General features: G+C 71.9%; 16 protein-coding genes and 1 pseudogene. 9 read left to right on the top strand and 8 right to left on the bottom strand.

Annotated elements, in window-relative coordinates:
* Positions 1-11 precede the first annotated feature (11 nt).
* Complete coding sequence (locus BMG523DRAFT_RS16270) at positions 12-743, bottom strand: TrkA family potassium uptake protein (protein WP_255353887.1); 732 nt, start codon at positions 741-743, stop codon at positions 12-14.
* 30 nt (positions 744-773) lie between these two features.
* Positions 774-1,445, bottom strand: coding sequence for a TrkA family potassium uptake protein (locus tag BMG523DRAFT_RS16265; protein WP_035908790.1), 672 nt, complete (start codon positions 1,443-1,445; stop codon positions 774-776).
* 129 nt (positions 1,446-1,574) lie between these two features.
* On the opposite strand from BMG523DRAFT_RS16265, the gene BMG523DRAFT_RS16260 reads away from it, so the two are divergent.
* The 5 genes from BMG523DRAFT_RS16260 to BMG523DRAFT_RS16240 all read left to right on the top strand — a co-directional run bounded on the left by BMG523DRAFT_RS16260 (position 1,575) and on the right by BMG523DRAFT_RS16240 (position 9,216).
* Positions 1,575-3,581 carry an APC family permease gene (locus BMG523DRAFT_RS16260; protein ID WP_011435767.1) on the top strand — a complete coding sequence of 669 codons (2,007 nt, stop codon included), beginning with the start codon at positions 1,575-1,577 and terminating at the stop codon, positions 3,579-3,581.
* A gap of 59 nt (positions 3,582-3,640) precedes the next feature.
* Complete coding sequence (locus tag BMG523DRAFT_RS16255; RefSeq protein ID WP_035958210.1) at positions 3,641-5,044, top strand: class I SAM-dependent RNA methyltransferase; 1,404 nt, start codon at positions 3,641-3,643, stop codon at positions 5,042-5,044.
* A 301-nt stretch (positions 5,045-5,345) separates the two neighbouring features.
* A complete protein-coding gene (gene dxs, locus BMG523DRAFT_RS16250; RefSeq protein WP_011435769.1) occupies positions 5,346-7,313 on the top strand; it encodes a 1-deoxy-D-xylulose-5-phosphate synthase in 1,968 nt (655 codons plus the stop codon).
* 245 nt (positions 7,314-7,558) lie between these two features.
* Positions 7,559-8,557: a lysylphosphatidylglycerol synthase domain-containing protein gene (locus BMG523DRAFT_RS16245; protein WP_051623898.1), complete on the top strand. Its 999-nt coding sequence runs from the start codon at positions 7,559-7,561 to the stop codon at positions 8,555-8,557.
* A 23-nt stretch (positions 8,558-8,580) separates the two neighbouring features.
* Positions 8,581-9,216: a hypothetical protein gene (locus BMG523DRAFT_RS16240; protein WP_023841681.1), complete on the top strand. Its 636-nt coding sequence runs from the start codon at positions 8,581-8,583 to the stop codon at positions 9,214-9,216.
* 31 nt (positions 9,217-9,247) lie between these two features.
* Here BMG523DRAFT_RS16240 and BMG523DRAFT_RS16235 read toward each other — a convergent pair whose 3' ends face one another.
* The 6 genes from BMG523DRAFT_RS16235 to BMG523DRAFT_RS16210 all read right to left on the bottom strand — a co-directional run bounded on the left by BMG523DRAFT_RS16235 (position 9,248) and on the right by BMG523DRAFT_RS16210 (position 16,272).
* Positions 9,248-11,395, bottom strand: coding sequence for a 3-hydroxyacyl-CoA dehydrogenase NAD-binding domain-containing protein (locus BMG523DRAFT_RS16235; RefSeq protein ID WP_011435772.1), 2,148 nt, complete (start codon positions 11,393-11,395; stop codon positions 9,248-9,250).
* A gap of 89 nt (positions 11,396-11,484) precedes the next feature.
* Positions 11,485-12,693: an acetyl-CoA C-acyltransferase gene (locus BMG523DRAFT_RS16230; protein ID WP_011435773.1), complete on the bottom strand. Its 1,209-nt coding sequence runs from the start codon at positions 12,691-12,693 to the stop codon at positions 11,485-11,487.
* 248 nt (positions 12,694-12,941) lie between these two features.
* Positions 12,942-14,282 carry an HRDC domain-containing protein gene (locus tag BMG523DRAFT_RS16225; RefSeq protein ID WP_049760860.1) on the bottom strand — a complete coding sequence of 447 codons (1,341 nt, stop codon included), beginning with the start codon at positions 14,280-14,282 and terminating at the stop codon, positions 12,942-12,944.
* A 173-nt stretch (positions 14,283-14,455) separates the two neighbouring features.
* Positions 14,456-15,109, bottom strand: a complete 654-nt coding sequence (locus BMG523DRAFT_RS16220; RefSeq protein ID WP_011435775.1) for a DUF3000 domain-containing protein — start codon at positions 15,107-15,109, stop codon at positions 14,456-14,458.
* Positions 15,110-15,246: 137 nt separating this feature from the next.
* A complete protein-coding gene (locus BMG523DRAFT_RS16215; RefSeq protein WP_023841679.1) occupies positions 15,247-15,498 on the bottom strand; it encodes a hypothetical protein in 252 nt (83 codons plus the stop codon).
* A 288-nt stretch (positions 15,499-15,786) separates the two neighbouring features.
* Entirely contained in the window at positions 15,787-16,272 is a 486-nt protein-coding gene (locus BMG523DRAFT_RS16210; RefSeq protein ID WP_083494844.1) for a DUF3817 domain-containing protein, read from the bottom strand.
* Between the two features lie 302 nt (positions 16,273-16,574).
* Between BMG523DRAFT_RS16210 and hemE the strand changes: the two genes are divergently transcribed.
* The 4 genes and pseudogenes from hemE to BMG523DRAFT_RS16190 all read left to right on the top strand — a co-directional run.
* A complete protein-coding gene (gene hemE / locus BMG523DRAFT_RS16205; RefSeq protein WP_011435777.1) occupies positions 16,575-17,684 on the top strand; it encodes a uroporphyrinogen decarboxylase in 1,110 nt (369 codons plus the stop codon).
* Between the two features lie 101 nt (positions 17,685-17,785).
* On the top strand, positions 17,786-19,201 hold the full coding sequence (gene hemG, locus BMG523DRAFT_RS16200) for a protoporphyrinogen oxidase (protein WP_011435778.1): 1,416 nt from the start codon (positions 17,786-17,788) through the stop codon (positions 19,199-19,201).
* 51 nt (positions 19,202-19,252) lie between these two features.
* A complete protein-coding gene (gene hemQ / locus BMG523DRAFT_RS16195) occupies positions 19,253-19,948 on the top strand; it encodes a hydrogen peroxide-dependent heme synthase (RefSeq protein ID WP_011435779.1) in 696 nt (231 codons plus the stop codon).
* Positions 19,949-20,874: 926 nt separating this feature from the next.
* Positions 20,875-22,433, top strand: a pseudogene (locus tag BMG523DRAFT_RS16190) (sugar transferase); the annotation flags it as partial.

Genomic DNA, 22,433 nt, shown 5'->3' with positions numbered 1-22,433 from the left:
CCTGTCGCGCGTCAGCCCGGCGCGCCCGCGCCTGCCGGCGCCTGACCGAGCAGCACAGCGAGCTTCTCCTCGGCCTCGGCATTTGTCGTGACCGCGAGAATCTCGTCGCCGTCTTCCAACGTGGCGTCGGGCGAGGGAACGACCGCCCGTCCGTCACGCAGGATCACCACCAAGGCGCTGTCCGCCGGCAGGGTGATCTCGCTGAGCCGCTGGCCGATCACCGGCGCGTTCTCGGCCAGCGTCAGCTCGACGAGGGATGCATCGCTCTGCCGGAACCGCATCAGCTGGACGAGGTCGCCGACGCTGACGGCCTCCTCGACCAGAGCCGTGATTAGGCGCGGCGCGGACACCGCCACGTCCACCCCCCACGACTCGGTGAACAGCCACTCGTTCTTGGGATGGTTGACCCGCGCCACTACCCGGGGCACGCCGAACTCGGTCTTCGCGAGCAACGAGACGACGAGGTTCACCTTGTCGTCCCCGGTGGCGGCCACCAGGACGGTGTACTCATTCAGCCCGGCCGCGTCGAGTTGGGACAGCTCGCAGGCGTCCGCGAGCAGCCACCGGGCCTCCGGTAGCGCGTCGGTCCGGATCTTCTGCGGATCCCGCTCGATGATGAGCACCTCGGAGCCGTTCTCCAGCAGTTCGGCGGCGATGGACCGGCCGACCTTGCCCGCCCCCGCGATCACCACCCGGCGCACGCTCATCGCTTCTCCTCTTCGCGCGGCATCGTCTACCCGGATCTACCCGGATCTGCCCAGATCTGCCCGGATCTACCCGGAGTCCTTGCCGTCCGGCCCGGTGCGCAGCACCGTGTCCGCCTCGGAGGCGTGCGCCTTCGTCACCGCCACGTGCACCACGTCACCGTCCTGGACGAGGGTGCGGGCATCGGGCAGGACACCCTCGCCGAACCGGGTCACGCAGGCCACCCGTACCCCGGCGGACTCCTCCAACTCCCGGATCCGGCGGCCCACCCAGGCGGGTCCGGGTGGGATAGCGGCCAGCAGCACCGAGCCCGACGGGTCGGACCACTGCGGCGTGACAGCGTCGGGTAGGAGCCGGTCGAGGATCTGGTCCCGGGTCCAGCGCACCGTGGCGACGGTGGGGATACCGAGCCGCTCGTAGACCTCGGCCCGGCGGGGATCGTAGATCCGCGCGACGACCCGCTCGACCCCGAACATCTCGCGGGCCACCCGGGCGGCGATGATGTTCGAATTGTCCCCGCTGGAGACGGCGGCGAACGCGGCGGCCTGCTCGATGCCCGCCTCGATGAGGGTGTCGCGGTCGAAGCCCATCCCGGTGACCCGCAGACCGGTAAAATCCTGCGGTAGCCGCCCAAACGCGGCGGGGTTCTGGTCGATGATTGCCACTGAGTGGCCGAACCGTTCGACGCTGCGGGCAAGCGCGGAGCCGACTCGGCCGCAGCCGAGGATCACGACGTGCACAAGGGTTGAGGGTAGTCCGATCCGGGCTGACCGGCGCAGGTCACGTGGCCGGATCTCCGGATACGGAGTATCTGTGTGCCACGTCACACTGATACTGAACTGCGTGGCTGGCGTCGGTAGCATCGCCGCGTGGCGCTCACGGACCGCCTCAAGCGCGGTTTCGTCGGTCGACCGATCGGGAGCGACCGGCTTGGGGAGACATTGCTCCCTAAACGCATCGCTTTGCCCGTCTTCGCGAGCGATGCCCTTTCCTCGGTGTCGTACGCGACCGAGGAGATCCTGCTTGTCCTGTCGCTGGGTGGGCTGGCCTTCTACCACATCTCGCCCTGGCTTGCTGGAGCCGTCGCCATCCTGATGCTGACGGTGGTGGCGTCCTACCGGCAGAACGTGCACGCCTACCCGAGCGGCGGCGGCGACTACGAGGTCGTCTCGGTCAACCTGGGCCCGCGGGCCGGCCTGCTGGTGGCCAGTTCCCTGCTGGTTGACTACGTCCTCACGGTCGCGGTGTCGGTGTCGGCCGGTGTCGCGAACCTGACGTCCGCTATCACCGGGCTCGCCGCGCACAAGGTGCTCCTCGCGGTCGTCATCGTCGTCCTACTGACGATAATGAACCTGCGTGGGGTGCGCGAGTCCGGCACGGCGTTCGCCATCCCGACCTACGGCTTCGTGCTCGGCATCTTCGTAATGATCGTCACCGGGCTGGTCCAGGCGGCCGTCGGTCATCCGCCGCGGGCCGAGAGTGCTGGGTACCAGGTGGTCGCCGAGCGTGACTACGCGGGATTCGCCCTGGTGTTCCTGGTGTTGCGGGCGTTCGCCTCGGGATGCACGGCGCTCACCGGGGTCGAGGCGATCAGTAACGGGGTGCCCGCGTTCCGGAAGCCCAAGAGCCGCAACGCCGCGACCACCCTGCTGATGCTGGGGCTTATCGCAGTCACGATGTTCGGCGGCGTCACCGCGCTGGCTCTGATCTCCGACGTGCATGTCGCTGAGCACACCGGGGACCTGATCGGCGCCAGTGGTGAGCAGCGGACCGTGATCGCCCAGGTCGCCGCCGCCGTCTTCGGGGACGGATCGCCCGGCTTCGGCTACATCGCCGTCGTCACCGCTCTCATCCTGATGCTGGCGGCGAACACCGCCTTCAACGGCTTCCCGGTGCTGGGTTCGATCCTCGCCCGCGACGGCTACCTGCCGCGTCAGCTATACACCCGCGGTGACCGACTGGCCTACTCCAACGGGATCGTGCTGCTCGCCGGCTTCGCGATCCTGCTGATCGTCGTGTTTGACGCGCAGGTCACCGCCCTGATCCAGCTCTACATCCTCGGGGTCTTCATCTCGTTCACCCTCAGCCAGACCGGGATGGTGCGGCACTGGGCACGCATCCTGCGCTCGGACGACCCGGCGGCGTCCGATCCGGCCGCCCGCCGGCGGATCCGCCGGTCTCAGGCGATCAACTTCTTCGGCGCCTGCCTCACCGGCACCGTGCTGATCCTCGTGCTGGTCACGAAGTTCACCCACGGTGCCTGGATCGTCTGTCTGGCTATCCCGATCATCTTTCTCGGGATGCGGGGGATCAGGGCTCACTACGACCGGGTCGCGGTCGAACTCACCCCGGAACCCGGGCCGCCGACCCTGCCCTCCCGGATCCACGCCGTCGTCCTCGTCAGTAAGATCCATGCCCCGACACTGCGGGCCCTGGCCTACGCCAAGGCGTCGCGGCCGCACAGCCTCGTCGCGGTCACGGTCGCCGTCGACCAGGCGGAGGCCGATCGGCTCCGCAAGGCGTGGACGGAGCGGGGGATCACCGTCGATCTCGTGGTGCTGGCCTCCCCCTACCGGGAGGTGACCCGCCCGGTGCTGGACTACGTCGCCCGGATCAGGCGGGAGAGCCCCCGCGACGTCGTCGCCGTCTACGTCCCGGAGTACGTCGTCGGTCACTGGTGGGAGCATCTCCTGCACAACCAGAGCGCGCTGCGGCTCAAGGCCCGGCTGCTCTTCCAGCCCAGCGTCATGGTCACCAGCGTGCCCTGGCAGCTCGCCTCGTCCAGGCTGGCCGAGCAGCGGTTCGAACGAACCGGGGCGGGCGCGGTGCGACAGGGCCGGGCCACGCTTCCCGGCCCGTTGGAGCGGAAGCGGTGAGTCGACAGCGTCGGCCCGCGCGATCGCGCGTCTTCGGGGGCACCGCACGGCAGGCCCGCGTGCCGGGGATCGCGGTCGGCTCGCTGCTCGACCTCGACGTCGGGCCGGTGGCCCACGGCGGCTTCTGCGTCGCCCGCTCGGGCGGTCGGGTGGTGTTCGTCCGCCATGCCCTGCCCGGCGAACGGATTCGTGCCCGAGTTACCGACGCCTCCCACGAGCGGTACTGGCGGGCGGACGCGGTCGCCGTCCTGACGCCCTCGCCGGACCGGGTGGTCGCGCCCTGCCCGCACGCCGGTCCAGGGTTGTGCGGGGGGTGCGACTGGCAGCATGCCGGCCTCGCGGCGCAGCGGCGCGGTAAGGCCGAGGTCGTGGCCGACGCCCTTCGGCGGTTCGGCGGCCTCGACGCCCGGGTCAGCCCCGCGCACGCCGGGTCCGGCCTAGGGACGGCGGCCGAGGCCGGACCCGGCGCCGAGCCGGCGCTGGAGGTGCTGGTCGAGGCGGTGCCCGTCGGCGGTCCGGAGCGGCTGACCGGATCCGACCGGCCCGGTGGCGCCGACGACGGACTGGCGTGGCGGACCCGGATGCGCTTCGCGGTGACGGCCGGCGGCGAGGTCGGGCTGCGGGCGAGCCGCTCGCACGAGGTGGTGGCGACGCCGGACTGCCGCATCGCCCACCCCCTCGTCCTCGCGGCGCTCGCCGGCCGGCGGTTTCCTGGGGCCGACGCCGTCGAGGTCGCGGCCAGCCCGGCGACCGGGCAGGTGGCCGTGGCGGTGCATCCCGCCGGTGCCGGGACGGTCGTCAACGACGAGCACGCCGGGACCGGCGAGGATCCCGGGGAGGTCGGAGCCCCCGGGGAGGTCGTCGAGGTGGTGGGGGGGCGGAGGTTCCGGCTCGGGCCGGAGGTGTTCTGGCAGGTCCATCCGGCGGCTCCCGGCGTGCTGGTGGACGCGGTCCGCGAGGCCCTGCGTCCCCGAGCCGGGGAGACCGCGCTCGACCTGTATGCCGGGACGGGCCTGTTCGCGGCGTTCCTCGCGGAGGATGTCGGCGCCGCTGGCCGCGTCATCGCGCTGGAGTCCGACGCCGCGTCGGTCGCGGCCGCGGCGAACAACCTCGCCGATCTGCCATGGGTCTCGCTGCGGGCGTTGCGGGTGACGCCGGCTACCGTTCGTGGGGTGGTCGGTACGGGCGGGCCGGCCGGCCGGGTCGATCTCGCGGTGCTCGACCCGCCGCGCACCGGGGCGGGCCCGGCGGTGGTGGCCGCGCTGCTCGCCCATCGCCCCCGCGCGGTCGCCTACGTCGCCTGCGATCCTGTCGCGCTGGGTCGGGACCTCGCCGCCGCGGCGGCCGCGGGCTACGACCTCGTCGTGTTGCGCGCCTTCGACCTGTTTCCGATGACCGCCCACGTCGAGTGCGTGGCACTGCTCGAGCCGCGCGGCGCGGACCGGAATCCGAACCTGGTGTGATTGCGTCGGTACCAGAAGTGTCGCCGGAAGGCCGTGGACTCCACTTCCGGCCGCTCCCGACACGACCTGGTCGTGCCGGCGTGTCGCCCGCGCGCCACGCCGACAGAGTGTGTGCATCCGCGTACTCGGATCCGGACCAATAGTGGACAACCGGGGAGGTGGATTCTACCGCGATCAGGCCTATTGCCTGACGGTCTACGAGGAACTCACATGTCGGGTGCCCGTCTGCAAGGGGCCAGACGGGCTGCGTAGACTTTGCCGGACCCGGACCGATCCCCTTTCGGGAGAGGGAGTTCACGCCGTGTCGCTTCTGTCCACGATCAGTAGTCCGCAGGACGTCAAGCGCCTCGACCACGAGGAGCTCGCCACCCTGGCGGCCGAGATCCGTGATTTCCTCATTCACGCAGTCGCGCGTACGGGAGGTCACCTCGGGCCGAATCTGGGGGCTGTCGAGCTGACGTTGGCAATACATCGTGTGTTTGATTCGCCATTCGACCGCATCCTTTGGGACACCGGCCATCAGTCCTATGTGCACAAGATTCTGACCGGCCGGGCGGACGATTTCTCCGGGCTGCGCCAGCGGGGTGGCCTTTCCGGCTACCCCAGCCGGGCCGAGTCCGAGCACGACATCATCGAGAATTCGCACGCCTCGACCGCCCTGTCCTACGCCGACGGGCTGTCGCGTGCCTACGCGCTGCGTGGTGAGGACCGGGCCGTCGTCGCCGTCGTCGGTGACGGCGCCCTGACCGGCGGGATGTGCTGGGAGGCGCTGAACAACATCGCCGCCGACGACCGGCCCGTCGTCATCGTCGTCAACGACAACGGCCGCTCCTACGCACCGACGATCGGCGGCCTCGCCGACCACCTCGCCGCGCTGCGGCTGGCGCCCGAGTACGAGCAGGTCCTCGACGTCGTCAAGCAGGTCCTCGGCCGCACCCCGCTGGTCGGCCCCCCGCTGTTCGACGCGCTGCACGGCATCAAGAAGGGCATCAAAGACGTCGTCCAGCCGCAGGGCATGTTCGAGGACCTCGGCCTGAAGTACGTCGGCCCGGTCGACGGCCACGACGTCGTCGCGGTCGAGTCGGCCCTGCGCCGGGCTCGGGATTTCGGCGGGCCCGTCATCGTCCACTGCGTGACCCGCAAGGGCTTCGGCTACCCGCCGGCGGAGCAGGACGACGCCGACAACTTCCACGGCGTCGGCATCATCGACCCGGCGACCGGCAAGCCGGTGTCGACGTCGAAGACCATCAGCTGGACGAGCATCTTCTCGGACGAGATCGTGCAGATCGGTTCCGAGCGGCCCGACGTCGTCACGCTGACCGCCGCGATGCTCCAGCCGGTTGGTCTCGGCGCCTTCGCCAAGGCCTACCCGGACCGGGTGTTCGACGTCGGTATCGCCGAGCAGCACGCCGTCACCTCGGCCGCCGGGCTCGCGATGGGTGGGCTCAAGCCCGTCGTGTGTCTCTACGCCACGTTCCTCAACCGCGCGTTCGACCAGGTCCTGATGGACGTCGCCCTGCACCGCCAGCCCGTGACGTTCGTGCTCGATCGGGCCGGCATCACCGGGGAGGACGGGGCGTCGCACAACGGCATGTGGGACCTGTCGTTCCTGCAGGTCGTCCCGGGGCTCGCGATCGCCGCCCCGCGGGACGCGCCGACCCTGCGGGCGGAGCTGCGTGAGGCCGTGGGTGACACCGACGGCCCGACCGTCGTGCGTTTCCCCAAGGGCAAGGTCGCCGTGGACGTGCCGGCGATTGACACGGTCGGCGGGGTGGACGTGCTCTACCGTTCGCCGAAGGTGGCCCAGCGCCGCGAGGTGCTGCTGGTCTCCATCGGCGCGATGGCCGCCACCTGCCTGGAGGTCGCGGAGCGGGTCGCGAGCCAGGGCATCGGCATCACCGTTGTCGACCCGCGGTGGGTCAAGCCACTGGACCCGGCGCTGATCGATCTTGCCCGCGCCCACGACCTCGTCGTCACCGTCGAGGATAACGGCCGGGTCGGCGGGGTCGGGGCGGCGCTGGCCCAGCTGCTGCGCGACGCCGACGTTGACGTGCCCCTGCGGGACTTCGGCATCGCCCAGCGCTTCCTCGACCACGGCAAGCGGGACGAGGTCATGGCCGAGGTCGGGCTTGCCCCGCAGGACCTCGCCCGCAAGGTCGTCGAGGCCGTCGCGAAGCGCCAGCCGGCGATCGAGGACGACCCGACCTCGCCCGGCGAAGCGGCCCCGGCGGGCGAGCGGGCCGGCGAGGCCATCGGCGACCAGCGCTGACCGCGGCGCGCTGACCCCGGTGCTCTGACTCGGGTGCGCTGATCCCGGTGCTCTGACTCGGGTGCGCTGATCCCGGTGCTCTGACTCGGGTGCGCTGATCCCGGACGCACCCGGGTGCCGCCCGGTCATCGGGGTCCGACGGGCAAGGACCCGCCACCGTGTCGGGATCCGCCACCGTGTCGGGATCCGCCACCGTGTCGGGGCCCGGCGCGGTGGCGGCCCGACCGCCGTCCTAGGCTGACCAGGTGGGTGAGCACACCGTGTCGGCGCGCCAGGGCGCCGCCTCCCGCCGCCGGGCTGGGCACGGCCCACGCTGGTGGGCCGTGCGTGGTGCGCTTCTGGTGGCCCTCGGGCTACTGGTTCTCGCCATGGTCAGCCAGTGGAACGAGATCGAGGAGTCCGTCCGCTCGCTCACCGTGGGCGGCGTGGTGGCCTCGGGTGTGGTCACCGTGCTTGCCGTCGGTACCACCGTGTTGTCCTGGCGGGCGTTGCTGGGGGGGTTGGGCGCCGCGCTTCCCCTGCGGGCCGCTGTGCGGATCTTCTTCGTCGGGCAGATCGGCAAATATATCCCGGGCAGCGTGTGGCCGGTGCTCGCGCAGATGGAGCTCTCCCGCGACCACGGCGTCTCCCGGCCGAAGGCGGCTTCGGCGAGCCTGGTCGTGTTGGCGCTCGCGGTGCCGAGCGGGGGGCTCGCCGCGGCGGTCACCCTGCCGTTCGTCTCCGCGCAGGCGCTCGCCGACTACTGGTGGGCGCTGGCGGTCGTGCCCGTCTTCGTCGTCGTGCTCTGTCCCCCGGTGCTGTCCCGCCTGCTGGCGCTGGCATTCCGGCTGCTGCGCCGCCCACCGCTGACCGAACCGCTGCCCCCGCGGGCCGTCGCCGCCGGAGCCGGCTGGTTGCTGCTCAGCTTCTGCTGCTATGGGGTGGCGACCTGGCTGCTCGTCCGGGATCTGCATCCGGCGGTCGGTGGCGGCCGGCTGTTGCTGCTCTCCCTCGGGGCCTATGCCCTGGCCTGGACCGCCGGATTCCTGGTACTGGTGCTGCCCGCCGGGGCGGGGGTGCGGGAGGCGGTGCTGGTGCTGGCGCTGGCGCCGGCGGTCGCCAGCGGGTCGGCGACCCTGGTCGCGTTGGTGGCGCGGCTTCTCGCCACGATCGCCGACCTGGTCTGGGCGCTCGTCGGTGTCGCCCTACGGCAGCGGGGTGCTCGGCTGTTGTGTACTGATGATGCGATGCAGGAGCGAATGTGAGGAAAGTGGGAGGAGGGTGGGGGGTGCACCATGACCCGCAACGGCCACCCGGGTGGCCCCCGCCCGTCCCGCCGATCTCGTGGGGCGGCCCCGGGTGGCCGGGCGGGCCGCCGGCACCCCGCCGTAGTCGGGCCCGGTGGCTGATCCCGCTCGTCCTCGTGCTCGCCCTCCTGACCGGCGCGGGCGGAACCGGTCTGTTCCTGCTCCTCCGCTCCACCGACGGCCCTGCCAACGCCGTCCGCGCCTACCTGATGGAGGTCAGGGACTCGCGCTACGAGGCCGCTTACGTCCGCCTCTGCCCGTCGGTCCAGGAACGCCGCCCAGCGTCCGAGTTCGCCATCATCATGCGGGCTCTGGACGATGTCCAGGGCGGTATCGCCTCGTTCGCCGTGCGAAGAGTGCAGATCCACCGGTCCGTGGGTTCCCCGACGGTCCGGGAGGTTCAGGTCGACGTCCGGCGCGGCAGCGCCGCGGCGAGCCACGAGACGTACCAGGTGGGAAAGGAATCCGGAAGCTACTGCCTGCTGACGCCCGGCGCCCCGTTCTCCTTGGACCCGTCGCTGCCCCCGGATCTTCAGCAGCCGGGCCCGTTCGATGATTCCCCCGGCGATGGCCGACGCGGCGGTGGCGACGACGAGCCACCGGTCCGCACGGCCTGACCGGCGCCGATGGTCAGGGCGGCCGATTGGATCAGCGCAGGGTGGCGACCCCCGGCGGGGCGAAGCGCTGCCCGGTGACGGCCTCGCTGATGCCGCTACGGTCCAGGTAGGGCGTGATGCCGCCGAGGTGGAACGGCCAGCCGGCGCCGAGGATCATGCACAGGTCGATGTCGGCGGCCTCCGCGACGATCTTCTCGGTCAGCATCAGATGGATCTCCTCGGCGAGCGCCCGCAGCGCCGCCTCGCGTACCTCGTCCCCGGTCAGCGGGGTGGCGGCCGGGGACGGCGTGAAGATGAGCGCGGCGGCGTCCGGGTCGACGGTCTGGACGCCGTCCGGGCCCGTGGTGTAGACGCCGCTCCGGCCCGCCTCGACCAGCCGGGCGAGAGCCGTCGGCCGCCGGAACCGGTCCGGGAACGCCGCGTGCAGTGTCTCCGCGACGTGCAGGGCGACCGGCGGCCCGACGAGGGCGAGCAGGGTCATCGGGGACATCGGCAGCCCCAGCGGATCGAGGGCGTGGTCGGCCTCCTCGAGCGGCGTACCGCCCTCTGTCGCGCCGAGCACCTCCCCGAGGAACCGCGTCAGCAGCCGGTTGACGACGAACGCCGGGGCATCGGCGACCAGGACCGCGTTCTTCTTCAGGTTCTTCGCCACGGCCAGCGTCGTCGCGATGGTGGCGTCGTCGCTGCGGGCAGCGCGGACCACCTCGACCAGGGGGAGGACCGACACCGGATTGAAGAAGTGCAGCCCGGCTACCCGTTCGGGATGATCGAGCCCAGCGGCCATCTCGGTGACCGACAGCGCCGAGGTGTTCGTCAGGAGCACGGCCGTGGGCGCCACGACGGCCTCGAGCTCCGCGAGCACGGTCCGCTTGACGGCCAGGTTCTCGAAGACGGCCTCGATGACGAGGTCCGCGTCCGCGAAGGCGTCCTTGGTCAGGGATCCGGTGACGTTCGCCTTGTAGCGGTTCGCCTGGTCGGGGGTGATGCGGTGGCGCAGCAGGAGGTTGTCGACCTCCTGGTGGACCCCCGCGACCCCGGCGTCGAGCCGGGCCTGGTCGATGTCGGTGAGCACCACCGGCACCTCGAGCCGGTGCGCGAACACGAGGGCGAGCTGGCTTGCCATGAGGCCGGCGCCGACCACCCCGACCTTCGTCACGGGCCGGGCCAGCGCCGGGTCCGGCCCGCCCACCGGCCGCTTCGCCCGCTTCTGCACGAGGTCGAAGGAGTACAGGCTGGCGGCGAGTTCGTCGCTGACGGACAGATCGGCGAGGGCCTCGGTCTCGGCCGCGTACCCGGTGGCGCGGTCGGCGGTCTCGGCGAGCGCGAGGAGGTCCAACGCCCGGTAGGCGGCCGGCGCGGCCCCGTGCAGCTTCGCGTCGGCGAGCGTCCGGCCCCGTGCGATCGCCTCCGCCCAGCCCGCCCCCCGCTCGACCGGCGCGCGGGCGGCCACCGGGTCGACATCGCCGCGCAGCACCTGGCCCACCCAGCGCAGCGCCTCCGCCAGGAAGTCCGCCGGCTCCAGCAGCACGTCCCCGAGACCCAGCTCGAACGCCTGCCGGCCGCGCAGCATGCGGTTCTGGCTGAGCGCGTTGCCGATGACGACGGACACCGCCCGTTCGGCGCCGATGAGGTTGGGCAGCAGCTGGGTGCCGCCCCAGCCCGGGACGAGGCCGAGGAAGACCTCTGGGAAGGCGAGTGCGGGAATGCCGGCGGACAGCGCCCGGTAGTCGCAGTGCAGGGCCAGCTCCAGCCCGCCGCCCAGCGCCGCCCCGTTGACGAGGGCGAAGGTCGGGACCTTCCGGTCACCCAGGCGACCCTCACCCACCCGGGCGAAGGCCTCGTGCCCGAGGCGGCCGAGCGCCGCGAGCGAGGGGCGGATCCGCTCCGGGTCGGTGAGCGATGAGCGGAAGGACAGGTCCGCACCCACGCTGAAGATGAACGGCTTGCCGGTGACGGCGATCGCGGCGACCGGCGGGTCGTGCGCCTCGATCTCGTCGACGGCGGCGAGCAGGGACCGCAGGCCGGCCGGGCCGAAGGTGTTCGGCCGGGTGTGGTCATGACCGTTGTCGAGGGTGATCAGGGCGACGGGCCCGGCCACCTCGGGCAGCCGCGCGTAGCGGACGTGGGCGGCCGTGACGACCTCGCCCGGGAAGGACAGGGTCACCTCGTCGATGGTCATGGATCTCCCCTCGGTTCCGCCGCGGGCCCGGTCGTGTCGGACGGGTCGTCCCGGGTCGGTCGTCGTGCCTGCTCGGTCGTCGTACCTGCTCAGTTGGCCGCGGCGTGGTGCGGATTCGCCCAGATCGTGGTGGCGCCCATGCCGAGACCCACGCACATCGCCGTCATGCCATAGCGCACCTCGGGATGCTCGGCGAACTGCCGGGCGAGCTGGGTCATCAGGCGCACCCCGCTGGACGCCAGTGGGTGACCGAACGCGATGGCCCCGCCGTACGGGTTGACCCGGGGATCGTCCTCGGCGATGCCGAAGTGGTCGAGGAAGGCCAGGACCTGCACGGCGAAGGCCTCGTTCAGCTCGAACAGGCCGATGTCGTCGATGGTCAGGCCGGTGCGGGCCAGCGCCTTCTCCGTCGACGGGATCGGCCCGACGCCCATCACCTCGGGGGGGACTCCGGCGAACGCGAAACCCACCAGGCTCATCTTCGCCGGCAGGCTTAGCTCGGCCGCCACCTCGGCGGCGGCGAGCAGGCAGCCGGTGGCGCCGTCGTTGAGCCCGGCGGAGTTGCCCGCGGTCACCCGCCCGTGCGGCCGGAACGGCGTGCGCAGCCCGGCGAGCCCCGCCTGCGTGGTGTCCGGTCGCGGCGGCTCGTCGACGGTGACGAACTCCCAGCCCGTCTCGACGTGCCGGGCGGCCACCGGGACGAGGTCGGGCTGGATCTGACCGTTCGCGTACGCCTTGGCGACCTTCTCCTGGGAGGCCAGAGCGAAGGCGTCCGCCCGCGATTTGGTGATCTTGGGGTACCGGTCGTGCAGGTTCTCGGCGGTCGAGCCCATCACCAGCGCGGAGGTGTCCACGAGCCGTTCGGCGACGAACCGGGGGTTGAGGTCGGCGCCTTCGCCCATCGGGTGGCGGCCCATGTGTTCCACCCCGCCGGCCACGGCCACGTCGTAGGCGCCGACGGCGATCGACGAGGCCGTCGTGGTCACCGCCGTGACGGCGCCTGCGCACATCCGGTCGATCGCGAAGCCCGGCACCGTTTCCGGCAACCCGGACAGGATGGCGGCGACCCGGCCGATGGTCAGGCCTTGATCGCCGATCTGGGTGGTGGCCGCGATCGCCACCTCGTCGATCCGCTCGGGGGGGAGGGAAGGATTGCGTCGCAGCAGCTCCCGGATCACCCGCACGATCAGATCGTCGGCACGGGTCTCGGCGTAGACGCCCTTGGCCTTCCCGAACGGGGTTCGGACCCCGTCGACGAACACGACGTCGCGTACGAAGTTTCTGGATGATCCGAACACGGGACCTCCCGACCCGCGGCCGCCACCGACCGCCGGTTCGTCGCCGTCGAACGTCGGCCGTTGTCCGAAACCCGGTTCCAGGGCCTGGACAGCCAGCCGGCACCGGCGCGGATACCGCCGGCACGGCTAGCCTACGGCAGCGGTTACCAGCCGGTAGACATCCCGGAGCCATGGATGCCGGATGCCCGGGGAGGCCGATGCCGTGATGCGCCGGTCCGTCCCTGGCCTACGACCCGCGGATCCGGTCGTCAGCCCGCCGGCTCGGCTGCCGGTTCGGCCGGTTCGGCCGGTTCCGTCGGTTCGGCCGGCGGCTCGGCGAGGACGGTGAGCAGGGGAGCGGCCGTCAGCTTGATCTGCCAGGGGCGTGCCCCGCCGGTCCGCAGCGCCCCGGCGACGGCCGTGTCCGTCAGGGGATTCGGCGGGGACCAGGCGAGCCGCCGGGACAACGCGGGCTCGAGGAGGTTTTCCACCGGCATCGTGTGGGCGGCGGCGAGGGCGGCCAGCGCGGCCCGCACCCGGGCCAGCCGCGACGCGGCCACCGGGTCGCGCTCGGCCCAGCGGTTGGGCGGCGGCAGACCGTCGCCGCCCGGTCCGGCCGGGGCGGGCAGCTCCTCCTCGGGCAGTGCGGCGGCGCCACGCAGGGCGTCGAGCCAGACGTTCGCGGTGCGGCGGATCCGTGGTCCGGAGAAGATGGGCAGCCGGACCAGCGCGGCCGCGTCGGTGGGGGCGTTCAGCACGGCGTCCATGATCGCGCTGTCCGGGAGGACGCGACCCGGCGCGACGTCACGGGTACGAGCTAGCCGGTCCCGGGCGGTCCACATCGCCCGGACCGCCGCCAGCTGGCGGCGGGACCGGGCTCGGTGGATCCCGCTCGTCCGGCGCCACGGCTCGGCCCGTGGCTCGCGTGGCGGGGCCGCGACGATCGCGGCGAACTCCTGCCGGGCAAACTCGATCTTGTTCTGTTCGATCAGCTCCGCCTCGAGCGCGTCGCGCAACTCCACCAGCAGCTCGACGTCGAGTGCCGCGTAGCGCAGCCACGGCTCGGGAAGCGGGCGGGTCGACCAGTCCGCGGCCGAATGGCCCTTCTCCAGCCCGTAGCCCAGCACCCGTTCGACCATTATCCCCAGCCCGACCCGTTCGTAGCCCAGCAACCGGCCGGCGAGCTCCGTGTCGAACAGCAGACTCGGCCGCAGACCGAGCTCGGACAGGCACGGAAGGTCCTGGCTGGCGGCGTGCAGCACCCATTCGACCCCGCCCACCGCGTCCTGGATGACGCTCAGATCCTCGAGCGCGATCGGATCGAGGAGCAGCGAGCCCGTGCCCCGCCGTCGGATCTGGACGAGGTAGGCCCGCTGGCTGTACCGGTAACCGGACGCGCGTTCGGCGTCGAACGCGACCGGCCCGATGCCGGCCGCGAGGCGTTCCGCCGCCGCGGCGAGTTCCGCGGTGTCAACGATGACGGGGGGTACCCCGTCCGCAGGGATGAGCAGCGGGATGGGCTCATGAGCACCGGTGCTGGGCTGTACCTCCACCTCTGCGCTGACACCCCCGCTGACCTGCTGTGTTGATTCAGGAACCGTCGACGTCACGATCGGTGATCGTACGTCTGAATCCTGACGGAGGTAGCCGTGTCCTACAGCGAATCGCGTTATTTATACGCTTTGTAACGACGTGGTAATGGGAGGTGTGCGCGGTGGAAGGTCGGCCGCGGCGCGCGGTGGGTGGTGCGGTGCTGTCCGTCCGGCGGGCCGGTGTGACGCGGTCAACTCCGGCGAGTTGGTAGCGTGATGACTCCGGACAGTTGTGGGGGAAGCCCGGCCATGGCCGCGAGCAGGTCCCCGAACGCGAGCAGGTGGGCGACCGTCGCCGAGGCGCTCCAAGGCAGCCGGCCCTGCGTGTCCGGCCCCGCGGGGCCGCGGTCGGATGCGAGGGCGGTCTCCGCCCAGTCGGGTGACCAGGAGCAGCGCAGCTCCACGTCGAAACTGTCCCCGTCGGCCGCGAGCACACCGAAGCGTTGTGACGCGGTGGCCGTGACCGTGCCGCCCAGGGCGCGCACGCCCGCGCCGTGCGCCTCCAATGATTCCCGCAGCCACGACCAGGCGACCTCGGCGAGCAGGGGATCGCCGGCGATCTCCCGGTCGATGCTCGCGCGGGCGTAGCAGACGATGCGGGCCGTGCCCTGCCAGGCCGGCTGTCCCTGGGGATCCATGAGCAGGATGAGCCGGCCGGCCGCGGTGTCGGCCTCGTCCCCGGTCAGCCCGCCGGCCAGAGCGAAGGAGAACGGCGCGACCCGGGTGGGTGCCGCCACCTCGTGCACCGCCACCTCCGGGCGTAGCCGCGCGATCCCCGCGCGCAGGGCGTCGGTGACCGCGAGGAAGATCGGAGGGCTCGCCTCGGATGACTGCGCGACCCCCATGACGGCAACGGTAGGACGTCGGTCGTGATCATGCTGGCCAGACGCCGGAGCGTACGGGTTCGGTCCCGTTGCGTGCGGGCGGGAACCGGTGAGCCGGTGTCCGGAGTACCCCGGCTGAGGGGCGGAACTGTGCAGGCTCACGCCGGGATCCGCGCGGCGGCACGATCGCGGCCGCGGAGATCTCGGACTGCGGGGGTCTCGCGCACGGGCCTCGGCCGGGTCGTCGGCCGCTCCGCGGGGGCCGGCCCGACCAGCACCGCGGTGCCACAGGAGGTGCAGGCCCACTCCGGGCAGTCGTCACCGTGCCCGTCGGAGCACGGAGGTTGCTCGAAGATGCGCTCGTCGCGGCATGCGATGCAGACGAGAACGATGTGATCCTCGGCGCTCATCCGGACCTGTTCCACTCGACCACCACTCCCCGCGCACGTCTGCCCGTGATGCGTCCCGTTGGATCGTGGTGGGCGCATAACCACGGATCGCGCGCCATTCGCCACGGCCGGAGGGAGAGGAACGCGGGATGACGCGCACCCTCTACCCCAATTCCGACCGGACTGACGGTGCCACGGGACGAGCGGATGTCCGTGCATTCTCTCCGGCGTGTCGCGTGAGCCCGTCTCGGGGCGGTGCGGGGCGGATCGCCCGGTCTGTGGGCCGGTGGGGTCGGGCCGGCCCCAGGCTCAGCCCGCCTGGCCGGCCGGCTTCGAGGTGGGGCGTGCCGGCTCCGCGTTGCCCAGCCGGACGGCGTCGCCGCGCAGCCAGTGCCGCTCGACGAAGAACGGGGCGACAGGCAGCACCGCGGCGATCAGCGCGAGTACGGTCCGCTTACGGCGCCAGCGCCCGACCATCGAGAGGTAGCCGATGAGGGCGCAATAGGTGAGGAAGAGCACGCCGTGGATCGGGCCGAGGATCCGCACGCCGATCGGGTAGCCGGCACCGTATTTGATCGCGGTCGCGACGAGCAGCAGAAGGAAGGACGACGCCTCGGCGAGCGAGACGACGCGGGCCAGGGCAAGGGGCTGGAAGGCGCCGCTCGGGGCACGACCGGTCATCGGTGACTCCTCGTCGTAGCAGATGGCGTCGTAGCAGATGGCGTCGTAGCAGACGGTGTAGTAGCAGACGGTGTAGTAGCAGACGGCGTAGCAGATGACACTGAGGTGTTCCACTGTTCGGGCGCCTTGGCGCTCCGGGACCCGGGACGCGCCGTGGCCGTGCCACGGCGACCGCGGGATTCGTCACGTCCGCTCGATCGTTCGTCCCCGTCCGCCGAGCGCCGCCTCGACGGGCGGGAGCGCCCGACACCGGCTGAACCTGGAAGTTCTTCTACTCAGAGTAGAAGATAGCGGATGTGCAACGTTCCGGTTCGTACTCCCCGGTCCTCGCCGCTGGGAGCCGTCAGGCCCGTGTGGTGGCCCATCCCGCTACGGCCGTCCTCCCACACCTCCCACAGGCGTGCAACGATCGACCCATGCCTGTCCTCCACGTTGACGCGCGACCCGGATCCGGGCCGGGTGGCGTCTCGCCCCCGCCGAGCGGTGCAGCGCTCGCCCGGCGGCCCGGCCTGGCCGACACCGCGCCCTTCCTGCGTGCCTGTCGACGGGAGCACCCCGGGACCACGCCGGTGTGGTTCATGCGTCAGGCCGGGCGGGTCCTGCCCGAGTACCGGGCCCTGCGCGCGGGAGTCGCCATGCTCGACTCCTGCCGGGACGCCGAGATGATCACGGAGATCACGCTCCAGCCGGTACGCCGGTTCCGGCCGGACGCGGCGATCTTCTTCTCCGACATCGTGGTGCCCCTGGTCGCGATCGGCCTCGACATCGACATCGTCGCCGGGATCGGACCGGTGGTGGCCGAGCCCGTGCGGGACGCCGTCGGGCTCGCCGCGTTGCGTGCACTGGAGCCGGACGACGTTCCCTACGTGGCCGACGCGGTCCGGTTCCTGCTGGCCGAGCTGGGTTCAACCCCGCTGATCGGGTTCGCCGGGGCGCCGTTCACCCTCGCGAGCTACCTCATCGAGGGCGGACCGAGTCGCGACCACGCCCGCACCAAGGCGTTGATGTACAGCGAACCGAAGCTCTGGCACGCCCTGCTGGCCCGGCTCGCCGACATCACCACCGCCTTCCTGCGCGTCCAGGTGGATGCCGGTGTTGACGCGCTGCAGCTGTTCGACTCCTGGGCCGGGGCGCTGGACGAGGCGGACTACCGTCGCTACGTCGCGCCGCACAGCGCTCGGGTGCTGGCGGCCTTCGCCGGTGAGGTGCCGCGCATCCACTTCGGTGTGAACACCGGTGAGCTGCTCGCCGCGATGGGCCAGGCGGGTGCGGACGTCGTCGGCGTCGACTGGCGGGTCCCTCTCGACGAGGCCGCCCGGCGGATCGGGCCCGGTCATGCCGTGCAGGGAAACCTCGACCCGACCGCGGTCTTCGCCCCCGAACCGGTGCTCGCCGCCAAGGTGCGCGACGTCTGCGCCCGCGGGGCCGAGGCAGAGGGGCACGTGTTCAACCTCGGCCACGGGGTGCTGCCGCAGACCGATCCGGGCGTGCTCGCGCACGTCGCCGACCTTGTCCACGGCGGATGATCCACGGCGGATGATCCGCCTTCATCGGGCCGGTTCACTGGCACCGGCCCGATGGTGAAAGCTGGCGGGCGGCACCACTCAACGTGAAGGGCGGCAGGAACGTGCGGGTTGTGATCGTCGGTGGGGGTATCGCCGGGCTCTCGGCCGCCCGCGCCTTGGCCGGGCACGCCGAAGTGACCGTCCTCGATGCGGCGGACCGGGTCGGTGGCAAGCTGCGTACCACCCCGATCGAGGGTCTGGACGTCGAAGAGGGCGCGGAGTCCTTCCTCGCCCGGGTTCCCGACGGACTCCGCCTGGCCCGGCAGATCGGGCTCGGGCACGAGATCGTGCATCCGGCCACGACGTCAGCCTCACTGTGGATCCGCGGCCGGCTGCATCCCATCCCCCCGAACACCCTGCTCGGAGTGCCGACCGACGTCCTCGGCCTGCTCCGCTCGCGGGTGCTGTCCCCGTGGGGGCTGGTGCGGGCCGCCGCCGACCTGGTGCTGCCGCGGACGCGTTTCGCCGACGATCCGACCGTCGGTCGCTACGTCGGCACGCGGGTCGGGCGCGAAGTCGTCGACCTGCTGGTGGATCCGCTGCTCGGGGGGGTGTATGCGGGCCGGGCCGACGCGCTGTCGCTGCGGGCGACCGTGCCCCAGCTCGTCCCCATCTTCGCCGAGGACCGCTCGCTGCTCCTCGGCGCGCACCGGGTGCGGGCCCGTACCGGACCCGCGACGACGACCTCGACGGCGCCGCTGTTCGCCACGCTTCGGGGGGGGCTGGGCTCCTTCGCGGCGCGAGTGGCGGCGCAGTCCGGCGCCACCGTGCGCACCGGGGTGCTCGTCCGCTCGATCGCGAAGACCGCGGGCGGCTGGCAGGTCAACTGTGACCGGGTGGGCGGCGCGGACGCCCTCGGGCCGTTCCAGGCCGACGCCGTGATCCTCGCGGTGCCTGCCGGGGTGGCCCGCGCCCTGCTGGCGCCGCTGGCCCCGCATGCCTCCGCCCCGCTTGCCGGCGTGCCCTACGCCTCGGTCGGCCTGGTGACGCTGGTCTACCGGGACGCCGCGCCGCCACCCGGCAGCGGATTCCTCGTGCCCGCCCGGGCGGGCACCGCGGTGAAGGCGGCCACCTTCCTGTCCGCCAAGTGGCCGCACCTGGGCTCCGACCGGCTCACGGTGGTGCGGGCGAGCATCGGCCGCGCCGGTGCCGAACAGGACCTGCAGCGCGGGGATGTGGAGCTCGCCGGGGTGGCGGCGGCGGAGATCGCGCAGATCACCGGCCTGTCCGGTCGGCCGGTAGCGACCCGGGTGAGTCGCTGGGGCGGGGCGCTCCCGCAGTACCTGCCGGGTCATCTCAACCGGATCGCCGCGGTGCGCCGGGGGCTTCCAGCGGGGATCGCCCTCGCCGGCGCGGGATACGACGGTGTAGGCATCCCGGCCTGCATCCGGTCGGGGGAGACCGCCGCGCACGCGGTGCTGAGGGCTACCCGGACGGCGCAGGGCAGTCCGGCCGATCCGGTGGGCCCGGGAATCTGATCACGTGCACCGGCCCGGACCGCGTCCGGCCGCCGGTGAAGGAGGCTGGGAATGTCGGAGTCTACGAAATCGGCCCGCGAACTCAACGCGGAGCTGCTCTACACGGGATGGTCGGTCTTCGCGGCCGACCGTCCGCTACCCGCCGAGCGGACCCCGCTGATCGACGAGGCGACCGCCCTGCTCGACGGGGCGCTGGCCAAGGACGTCTACACCCGCGGTGTCTACGAGATCTCGGGCTACCGGGCCGATGCGGACCTGATGGTCTGGTGGACGAGCCCGGACCCGGACCTGCTGCAGGAGACCTACCAGCGGTTCCGGCGGACGGCCCTGGGCGGGCACCTGCGTCCGGTGTGGTCGGCGGTCGGCCTGCACCGGCCGGCGGAGTTCAACCAGAACCACATCCCCGCCTTCGTCCGGCGGGAGGACCCCCGCGGTTATCTCTGCGTCTACCCGTTCAACCGCTCGCTGGAGTGGTACCTGCTGCCGGACTATGAACGGCGCGGGATGCTAGCCGAGCACGGGATCATGGGCCGGGAGTACGAGGACGTCCGGGCCAACACGGTGGCTTCGTTCGGACTGGGCGACTACGAGTGGCTGCTCGCCTTCGAGGCGGATGAGCTGCACCGGATCGTCGACTGCATCCGGCACCTTCGGGCCAGCGCGGCGCGACGGCACACCAGGCTGGAGACGCCGTTCTACACCGGTGCCCGCAAGCCGCTGGCGGACGTCGTCACCGCCCTGCCCTGAGGCGGCTGGCTGCCGGGTAGACCGGCGGAGGACCGGGACGGCAGCCGGCGCCTGCCTGGGCGCCCCCACCCGTCCGGCAGGCGCCGACCGTCCCGTGACTGTGCTCACCGGCCTCACCCGGGCGGCATCACTCCAGGTGACATCAATCCCGGGGACATCACCCCGGCGATATCACGTCGGCGACGTCGCACGGGGCGCGCCGGATCGCACAGCCCCACCCCCCGGCGCCCGCGGGGGCGGGCAGCCGACGGATCCCGAGTCGAGACCCGCGATCCATAACGCAGAGTAGCATTATCGCCGCTGTTTGTGTGCGCAGTGTATGCGTCAGGCGTCCGTGGGTCGATGGTGTCCGTCATGTCCGCATCGGTGGGCGGACTTGGAAGGTTCGTCGACTCGGAAGGTTCGTCATGGCGGTCGCTGCCCGACGACCGCATCTCTGTTACTGTGAGTCGCCATAAACGCACGGATCACGCCATCGCCACGGTCGGCGGTCGGGGCGCCACGCCGCCATCGCCTGGCCGGGCCGCTGGTAAATCGTCTTGGCGCAGCCGGTAACGTTGCCCCCGTGACCACGGAGCGCCACCCGTGTCGGCGTCCGGTACTCCAGTTCGCTCCGGTGTGTGCCGACACACTCCAGCGGGACCTGGATGATGCGTGCGTTCGGCTCGTCGTTCGGGATGGCCCACAGTCAGTGGCGGGGGGAAGATCGCTGGAGGTCCGGTCGATGTACCACCGAGGGATGAATTCGTGGCTGTCTGAGCGAGGGGTGCCGCGGGCCGCCGAACGGGGAGGACGATGACACCTCCGGGCCCGCTCGGATCCTCGTTCGGGCTCGGGCACGTGCCGGCGCCACTGGGCCAGTCCATTCGGCCGGGTCCGGTCGGTGTCGTCAACGCGCACCGTCGCGGTGCTGGGGGGGACCACGAGTGACGGAGACGGTGTCCGGCGGCACGCGCGCGACCGCTGGGTCGAACTTCGTTCCGCGCACCCGCGGCGGGCAGGGGATGCCGTTCCCGCCGGACGCGCCGGCGGGAACGGCCGGCCGGCCCGCCGGCGCACCGCCGAGCCGCACGGCCACCGGGCCCGGCGGGCGGCACAGCGCGGGGCGGGTGAGCCCGGCCGCCGTCGAGACGGGCGGCTACCGCGCTCAGGTGACCTGGGAACGGCGTTACGTCCGGCTGCTTGTCCTGTTCGACGCGGCCGCCTGCGTGGTGGCAGCGGGGCTCGCGTATTTCGTGCGATTCGGCGACCTGGTCGACTTCGGCACCCAGCCGGTGTCCTCCAAGCCGTACATCCTCATGACGGTTCTGCTGCCGCTCGCCTGGGTGCTGGCGATGTCCCTGAACCGGGCCTACGAGAGCCGGTTCCTCGGTGGCGGGTCGGAGGAGTTCCGGCGGGTGGTCAACACGGCGGCCCGGTTCACCGCGGCGGTGGCCATCGCCTCGTACGCGACGAAGGCGGAGATCGCCCGTAGTTACGTGCTGATCGCCTTCCCGGCCGCGACCCTGTTCTCCATGGTGGGTCGGGTCGTCGGCCGCGGCCTCCTACACCGGATGCGCCGGGCGGGCCGCTGCCTGCACCGGGTGCTCGTGGTCGGGGCCGGGGAGTCGGCTGCCACCCTGGTCCGGCTGGCCCAGCGGGATCCGACGTCGGGTTGGNCGGTCGTCGGTGTCGTGCTCGACCGCTCGCCCGGCCGGCACAGTCACGACTCCCCGGAACGCAGTGGGTTCGACCTGCTCGGGGTGCCGATCGTCGGCACCTCGGAAACCCTGCACACGGCCATCCGGGCGACGTACGCCACCACGGTTGCCATCAGTCCGCAGATGGACGGCGAGACGTTGCGCCGGGTGCTGTGGACGCTGGAGGGCAGCGACGTCGACGTGCTGGTCTCCTCGGCGCTGACCGACGTGACCGGGCCGCGGATCTCGATTCGTCCGGTGGCCGGGCTGCCGCTGCTGCACATCGAGGAGCCGGAGCTCACCGGNNCNCGNCGGGNNATGAAGNNNNTNTTCGACCGNNGNGTGGCCGNNNNGNTNNTCCTGCTGTNCNCNCCGNTGNTNCTNGNNCTNGNGCTNGCGGTGCGCCTGACCAGNCGNGGNCCGGCNNTNTTCAAGCAGATCCGGGTNGGNCGGGGTGGTGAGCACTTCACNATGTACAAGTTCCGGTCGATGTACGTCGACGCGGAGGCGCGCAAGGCGGAGCTGGAGTCGCGCAACGAGCGGGCCGAGGGGCTGCTGTTCAAGATGCGTGACGACCCGCGGATCACCAAGGTCGGGAAGTTCCTGCGCAAGTGGTCGCTCGACGAGCTGCCGCAGNTGNTCAACGTNNNGNNCGGCACGATGTCGCTGGTGGGGCCGCGTCCGCCGCTGCCGTCGGAGGTCGCCCGCTACGAGGACGACGTGCACCGCCGGCTGATGGTGAAGCCGGGGCTGACCGGCCTGTGGCAGATCAGCGGCCGGTCGGACCTCGAATGGGACGAGTCGGT

It is taken from the genome of Frankia sp. BMG5.23 (genome assembly GCF_000685765.2).
GTDB lineage: Bacteria > Actinomycetota > Actinomycetes > Frankiales > Frankiaceae > Frankia > Frankia casuarinae.
Note: the sequence above shows the minus strand (reverse complement) of the source record. Positions and strands in the feature narration are given on the sequence as shown.

What these genes read in the sequence shown, in the direction of transcription:
- BMG523DRAFT_RS16235 (WP_011435772.1), bottom strand. Translation starts at nt 11,395, where the DNA reads ATGACCATCGACGAGGTGACCCTGTCCTTCCCGGGCGAGGTCGTCACG.
- BMG523DRAFT_RS16220 (WP_011435775.1), bottom strand. Translation starts at nt 15,109, where the DNA reads ATGGGGGTCGCGCAGTCATCCGAGGCGAGCCCTCCGATCTTCCTCGCG.
- BMG523DRAFT_RS16215 (WP_023841679.1), bottom strand. Translation starts at nt 15,498, where the DNA reads ATGAGCGCCGAGGATCACATCGTTCTCGTCTGCATCGCATGCCGCGAC.
- hemE (WP_011435777.1), top strand. Translation starts at nt 16,575, where the DNA reads ATGCCTGTCCTCCACGTTGACGCGCGACCCGGATCCGGGCCGGGTGGC.
- hemQ (WP_011435779.1), top strand. Translation starts at nt 19,253, where the DNA reads ATGTCGGAGTCTACGAAATCGGCCCGCGAACTCAACGCGGAGCTGCTC.